Below are 6,314 nucleotides of genomic sequence, written 5' to 3'. Positions count from 1 at the left end.
CCGGGTCTGACGCCGGGCTTGTGGCCGGGTCTGACGCCGGGCTTGTGGCCGGGTCTGACGCCGGGCTTGTGGCCGGGTCTGACGCCGGGCTTGTGCCCGGGTCTGACGCCGGGCCTGCGCCCGGGCCTCCGCCTGGGCCTGCGCCCGGGCCTCCGCCGGGCCCGGGTTCGTGTCAGGCGGGGTGCCGCCGGGTGCGCAGGGCCACGTATCCCGTGAGCCCGCCGAGCGTGACGCACAGCGGCGAGTACAGCCGCAGGTCCCAGTGCCGGAAGCCGGCCGGCTTGGAGCCCAGCCCGAGCCCGGAGGCCGCGAGCCCGCCGAGGCCGCGCGCCGCGAGCGCGCCGGACACCGTCCAGAGTCCGGCGCGCACCGGCCGCGACCGCCCGAGCGGGCTCGCCGGCCGGGCGCCGGCCGCCACCAGCCCCGCGGCGGCGCCCAGCAGGCCCGCCACGGCGAAGGTCAGCGGCGCGGACGGCAGCCGCGACTCGTCCACGCCGACCACCACGGACGCGAATTCCGCGCGCGAGTCCAGCGGCCACGGGGAGAACACCCACACCGCGTGCAGGGCCCCCGCCGCTAGCAGGCCACCGGCCGCCGCCACCGCCGCACCCCGCACCGCGGGGCTCGCCGGCTCCGTGCGGACCCCCGCGGCCGCGTCCCCCGTCGTACCGAAGAGCCTGGTCATGGCACTCATGCGAACACCTCTCACCCCAGTTCCATACACCTCTGTATGGATGTTCCATACAGTACTGTATGGAACATGGCCAAGGGGAAAGTGACCAAGGACGACTGGACGATGGCGGCCCTGCGGGCGCTGGCCCGGGGTGGGTTGCAGGCGGTGGCGGTGGACGTCCTCGCCCGCGAACTCGCGGTGTCGCGCGGCAGTTTCTACTGGCATTTCGAGAACCGCGAGGCGTTGCTCGTTGCGGCCCTGGAGGCGTGGGAGCGGCATGCCACCACGGAGGTCATCGCCGTCGTCCGGGAAGAGGGGGACGCGCGGGCGCGGGCGCGGATGCTGTTCGCCGTCGCGCTGGGCGCGGAGGAGATCGCCGGGCTTGAGCCGGCTCTGGTCGCGCACACCGCGCACCCGGCGGTCGCCGAGGTCGTCGCCCGGGTCGCCCGGACCCGGCTCGACTTCCTGGCGGAGATCTTCGACGGACTGGGCTTCGGGCCGCGGGAGGCCCGCCACCGCGCGCTCGCGGCGTACGCCGCCTACCTGGGCCGGCTGGAACTGCGGCGGACCGCGCCCGACGCGGCCCCCGAGGTGCTCCCGGACGACCCGGGCGCGGAGGCGGCCCTCGACCACTTCATCACCATGATCCTGACGCCCCCGCAGGCACCCGCCTAGCCCGGCTCCCGGGCGCTGCCGTGCGTGCCGTCGGGCGGCGTCCGACACGCCGGGCCACTGTTCGGCTCCGTACTCCTCGCACCGCTCCACCTCGGTGAACCCCGGCTGCACGGCGAGGTGCAGCGCGCGGGAGTTCGCGGTCCGCGTGCAGAGCACCACCGGCTCGCCGGGAAGCGCATCTGCGAACCGGCCGGGTACGGCCGCGCACGCCTCGGCGGCGTAGCCGTGCCCCCACGCCTGTGGCAGGAAGATGTGGCCGAGTTCGGCCTCCCCGGCCTCCGGGCGGACGTGCCCGGACGCTCCGCGCCGCGCCGGTCGAGGGTGACCCTGCCGATCATCGCCCCGCCGAGCTCGACCACGAAGACCCCGGGGCGCCGCCCGGGCACCCCGGGCACCGCACGTTCGAGTGCGCCGCACGGTCGCGGGCGGCCGAGGTGGGTGCCCACCTCCGGGGACGACAGCAGCTCGATGAACGCCGCACGGTCCCGGGCCTCCGCCGCACGGAGCGCGAGCCGGCCGGTCCGCATCGGGGCGGCCGGCCAGGAGATCGGCCCGAGCCCGGTCATGGCCGGCAACGTGACGCAGGCGCACGCGAGTTGTCCGCAAGTGAATCCGCAGCGCAATCCACAAGGGAGCCCGTGGGGGAGTCCTAGGCCGGATCCCGGCGCGCGGCCGTGGCGCGGCGTACGGCTTCCGTGACCGCCGCGCGGTGGCGGGCGAGCCGCTCGGCCTCCCAGCCGGCGCCCGATTCGCCCGCCGCCGGGCCGCCCACCGCGCCGAACCAGGCCTGGGACAGGCCCATCACCAGCGTCAGGACGTCGGCCGGGTCCATCGCGGCGTCGACGTACCCCGCCTTCTGCGCCTCCTCCACCACCGCGATCTTGCCGCGGTACGACGCCGCCTCCGCGTCCGTGGCCCCGGGCCGTTCCAGCTGCTTCCACAGCACGAGCCGCATCAGGGACGGCTGGGCGACGAGGTGGTCGAAGACGGCGCCCGCGTAGCCGGGCAGGTCCTCGGCGTCGAACGGGACCGACTCCGCACCGGTCTCCAGCGCCCGCTGGAGCACGGCATCGAAGAGCTGCTCCTTGTTGCCGTAGTAGACGTAGATGAGCCGCTTGTTCGCCTGCGCGGCCTCGGCGATGCGGTCGACGCGCGCGCCGGCGATGCCGTACGCGGCGAATTCGGAGAACGCCGCGTCGAGCAGGCGTGCCTTGGTCGCGCTGGAATCCCGTGCCATGGGCGAAGCCTAGCAAGTAACTATCCGGTTATTGACATGTGGCGCGGTCCGGGTGCATAGTCGAACTATCCAGTTAGTTACTTACGGAGGAGCACGTCATGGAGATCCGCGCACTGGGCGGTCAGGGCCTCGAGGTCGGCGCCGAGGGCCTCGGCCTGATGGGGATGAGCGCCCACTACGGAGCCACCGACGAGACCGAGTCCCTCGCCACCGTCGACCGCGCCCTGGAGCTGGGCGTCACCCTGCTCGACACCGCCGAGGGCTACGGCCCCTTCCTGAACGAGCAGCTCCTCGGCAAGGCCCTCGCCGGCCGCCGCGACGCCGCCGTCGTCGCCACCAAGACGGGCATCGAGTTCACCGACGAGGGCGCTTTCCGCGGGCACAACGCGACCCCCGAGTACATCCGCCGCTCGGCCGACCGCTCGCTGCGTCACCTCGGCACCGACCACATCGACCTGTACTACCTGCACCGCGTCGACCCGAACGTCCCGGTCGAGGAGAGCGTCGGCGCCCTGGCCGAGCTCGTCGCCGCCGGCAAGGTCCGCCACATCGGCCTGTGCGAGGCCGCGCCCGCCACGATCGCCCGCGCCCACGCCGTGCACCCGCTCGCCGCCGTGCAGACCGAGTACAGCCTCTTCGAGCGCGGCATCGAGTACGACGGCGTCCTCGACACCCTGCGCGAGCTCGGCATCGGGCTCGTCGCGTACTCGCCGCTCGGCCGGGGTTTCCTGTCGGGTGCGATCACCACGCCGGACGATTTCGCGGCGGACGACTTCCGCCGTACGGACCCCCGCTTCCAGGGCGAGAACTTCGGCCGCAACCTGGCCGTCGTCGAGCAGGTGCGCCGCCTCGCCGCGGAGAAGGGCGTCACCCCCTCGCAGCTGGCCCTCGCCTGGACGCTGCGCCAGGGCGCCGTGCCGATCCCGGGCACCAAGCGCCGCCGGTACCTGGAGGAGAACATCGCCGCCACCGCGGTGACGATCACGGACGCGGAGCTGGCCGCCATCGACGCCGTGGCCCCGCACGGAGTGGTCTCGGGCGACCGCTACGCCCCGGAGCTGATGCAGTCGCTGAACGGGTGAGCGCCCGCTCCGGGACGCGCCCGCTCCGGGACGCACTCGCCCCGGGAGGCACCCGCTCCGGGAGGCACCCGCCCCGGGACGCGCCCGCCCCGGGAGGCACCCGCTCCGGGACGCACCCACCCCGGCACGGACCCGCTCCGGGACGCGCCCGGCCCCGGACCCGCCCGGCATCCCGAACCGGCTGCTCCGCGCCGGCGGCCTCGGGCGGCGCCCGGGTCCGCGCCGCCTCACCCCCGCGGATCCACGGGGGTGAGCACCCCGAGCCGGTCCTCGACCGCCTGGGCGGCGTCCAGGCACAGGTCCTCCCGGAAGGCGCGCCCGACGATCTGCACCCCGCACGGGAGCCCTTCGGCCGTCCCGGTCGGCACGGCCACGGCCGGCACGCCCACGAAGCTGGTCACCGTGCACAGCCGCATGGCCGTCCCGACCCGGTCGCGGCCCGCCCGGTCGCGCGACTCCAGCCCCGGTTCGACCGGCGGCTCGGTGAACACGGGGCCGAGCAGCAGGGGGTACTCGTGCAGGAACTCCGCCCACGACCGGCGGATGTTCAGCCGGCGGCCCATCAGCTCCACGAGCTCGTCGGCGCTCGCGGGCGGGGTCTGCTCCATCATCATCGCGATGTACCGGTCCCCGCCCGGGCCGAGCAGCGTGCGCACCGCCGGCCAGCTGCGGGCGAACTCGGTCACCGCGATCCGGCCGTACGCCTCCAGGGCCTCGGCCATGCGCGGTACGTCCGCCACCTCGCGCACGTCGTACCCCGCGTCGCGCAGCGCGCCGGCGGCGGCCGCCACGGCCGCCGCGACCGCCGGGTGCACGCCCAGCCCGCCCGGGTCGGCGACCACGGCGACCTTCACCGGCCCCGGCAGCGGTGCTCCGTACGGCGGCACGGGCACGGCCCGCGGATCACGCGGATCGGTGCCGGCCAGCACCTCGTACGCCAGCCGCAGATCGCCCACCGACCGTGCCAGCGGCCCGTCCGTGACGAGCACCTGGGAGGCCGGGCCGGGGTCGTCCGGACCGAGGACGCGGTGGTCCGCCGGGAAGCGGCCCGTCGACGGCTTCAGCCCGGCCACCCCGCAGAACTGCGCCGGGATGCGCACCGAGCCGCCCGAGTCGTTGCCGAGTCCGAGCGCGGCCATGCCCGTGGCGACGGCCACCGCGTCGCCGCCGCTGGAGCCGCCCGGAGTCACCGTGCGGTCCCACGGGTTGACCGTGTCGCCGTACAGCTCGCTGCGCGTGTGCATGCCGGCCAGGATCAGGGTGGGTACGTTGGCGTGCCCGATCGGGATGGCGCCCGCCGCGCGCAGCCGCGCCACCGGAGGCGCATCGGCCGGGGCCACCAGGTCGCGGAAGCGCGGGGTGCCGAAGGTGGTCGCCGCGCCTTCCACGGGGGTGGTCTCCTTCACCGTGAACGGCACGCCCGCGAGCGGCCCCGGCGCCGCGCCCCGGGCCCGCAGCCTGTCGGTGCGGGCGGCGGCCGCCCGCGCGCGCTCAGCCATCAGCTGGGTCACCGCGTTCACCTGCGGGTTGACCTCCGCGATGCGTTCCAGATGGCTGTCGACCAGCTCGACGGCCGACACGTCCGCGCGGCGCACGGCCCGCGCCTGCTCGGCGGCCGACAGCCGCCACAAGGGATCCGGCATGGTGTGAACCCTCTTCCTTCCCTGTTCCGATGCGCTTGCATCGGAACGATATCCCGGGAACCGATGCGCTCGCATCGAATAAACTCCTCCGTGCGGCGGGGAGTCTCGTCACGGGTGGGAGGAGACCGGGCATGCCCAGGCAGGTGGACCACGAGGGCCGACGCCGCCTCATCGCCGAGGCCGTCTGCCGCCTCGCCGACGAAAGCGGACTCGAAGGCGTGACGTTGCGCGACGTCGCCGCCCGCGCGCAGGTGTCGATGGGCGCGGTGCAGCGGTGCTTCCGCACCAAGGACGAGATGCTCGTCTTCGCCCTCGGATACGTCGGCGAGCGCATCGGCGAGCGCGTACGGACCCGGCTCGTCCGCAGCCCGGCCCAGTCGGCCGGCACCGCGCTGGGCCACGCGGCCACCGAACTCGCCCTGCTGCGCGAGGAGCACCGGGCCGAGGCCCGCGTCTGGCTGGCCTTCGTCGCGCAGGCGGCCGTCAGCGAGCCGCTCGCGGGAACGCTGAAGGCGAACTACGCCGCCCTGCAGGAGTCGTTCACGCAGCTCATCACGGAAGCCGCGGAGGACGCCGGCCGCACCGCGCCCCTCGATCCGCGGCGCGAGGCCCGTGCTCTGCTCGCCCTCGCGGACGGTCTCACCGCACACGTCCTCATCGGCCACCTCACCCCGCACGAAGCGCAGGACGTGCTCCACGGACACCTGGGCGGGCTCTGGACGCACTCCGGGTGAGTGTCGTCGCGGATGCGGGAAACCGTCCGGCGTGCCGTGGCCGTGGTGCACCCTTCGCCCTCTAATGTCGCCGCATGGCTGACATGTTCGATCACAATCCGCAGGTGTGGACCGCAGGCCGGCTCCGCGAGGCGCTGGCGGCACTGCCCGACGAGACCCCCATCCACATCGGCGTCGCCGACGGCCCCGGGGACTTCGAGGGCTACGGGGAGTACGTCCTGGTGGACGCCGAGCCGGTCGAGATGGACCTCGACGGCGAGGGCGACGCCC

General features: G+C 74.8%; 7 protein-coding genes and 1 pseudogene. 4 read left to right on the top strand and 4 right to left on the bottom strand.

Translation table 11 applies throughout. The features are described 5' to 3' along the window. Nucleotides 1–172: 172 nt before the first annotated feature. Nucleotides 173–694 carry a DUF3995 domain-containing protein gene (locus tag ACFXA3_RS31785; protein WP_385192410.1) on the bottom strand — a complete coding sequence of 174 codons (522 nt, stop codon included), beginning with the start codon at nt 692–694 and terminating at the stop codon, nt 173–175. Between the two features lie 66 nt (nt 695–760). Here ACFXA3_RS31785 and ACFXA3_RS31780 point away from each other — a divergent pair, with 66 nt between their 5' ends. Continuing rightward, nucleotides 761–1,348, top strand: coding sequence for a TetR/AcrR family transcriptional regulator (locus ACFXA3_RS31780; protein ID WP_385192407.1), 588 nt, complete (start codon nt 761–763; stop codon nt 1,346–1,348). Between the two features lie 45 nt (nt 1,349–1,393). Here the strand turns inward: ACFXA3_RS31780 and ACFXA3_RS31775 are convergent. Both ACFXA3_RS31775 and ACFXA3_RS31770 read right to left on the bottom strand, forming a co-directional pair. After that, nucleotides 1,394–1,914, bottom strand: a pseudogene (locus ACFXA3_RS31775) (GNAT family N-acetyltransferase); the annotation flags it as partial. Nucleotides 1,915–1,997: 83 nt separating this feature from the next. After that, nucleotides 1,998–2,585, bottom strand: coding sequence for a TetR family transcriptional regulator (locus ACFXA3_RS31770; protein ID WP_385192405.1), 588 nt, complete (start codon nt 2,583–2,585; stop codon nt 1,998–2,000). Between the two features lie 98 nt (nt 2,586–2,683). On the opposite strand from ACFXA3_RS31770, the gene ACFXA3_RS31765 reads away from it, so the two are divergent. After that, a complete protein-coding gene (locus ACFXA3_RS31765; protein WP_385192402.1) occupies nt 2,684–3,667 on the top strand; it encodes an aldo/keto reductase in 984 nt (327 codons plus the stop codon). A gap of 227 nt (nt 3,668–3,894) precedes the next feature. Here ACFXA3_RS31765 and ACFXA3_RS31760 read toward each other — a convergent pair whose 3' ends face one another. Further along, the gene (locus tag ACFXA3_RS31760) at nt 3,895–5,310 is read right to left on the bottom strand and encodes an amidase (protein WP_385192400.1); all 1,416 of its coding nucleotides are present in this window, start codon (nt 5,308–5,310) and stop codon (nt 3,895–3,897) included. A gap of 131 nt (nt 5,311–5,441) precedes the next feature. Between ACFXA3_RS31760 and ACFXA3_RS31755 the strand changes: the two genes are divergently transcribed. Together ACFXA3_RS31755 and ACFXA3_RS31750 are read left to right on the top strand one after the other, a co-directional pair. Then, on the top strand, nt 5,442–6,044 hold the full coding sequence (locus ACFXA3_RS31755) for a TetR/AcrR family transcriptional regulator (RefSeq protein WP_385192398.1): 603 nt from the start codon (nt 5,442–5,444) through the stop codon (nt 6,042–6,044). Nucleotides 6,045–6,118: 74 nt separating this feature from the next. Continuing rightward, a partial coding sequence (locus tag ACFXA3_RS31750) for a DUF6225 family protein (RefSeq protein WP_385192395.1) occupies nt 6,119–6,314 on the top strand: 196 nt, incomplete at its 3' end.

It is taken from the genome of Streptomyces sp. NPDC059456, from assembly GCF_042750055.1.
Lineage (GTDB): Bacteria > Actinomycetota > Actinomycetes > Streptomycetales > Streptomycetaceae > Streptomyces.
The sequence above is the reverse complement of the archived record's forward strand: the minus strand, read 5'-3'. Positions and strand labels throughout refer to the sequence as shown.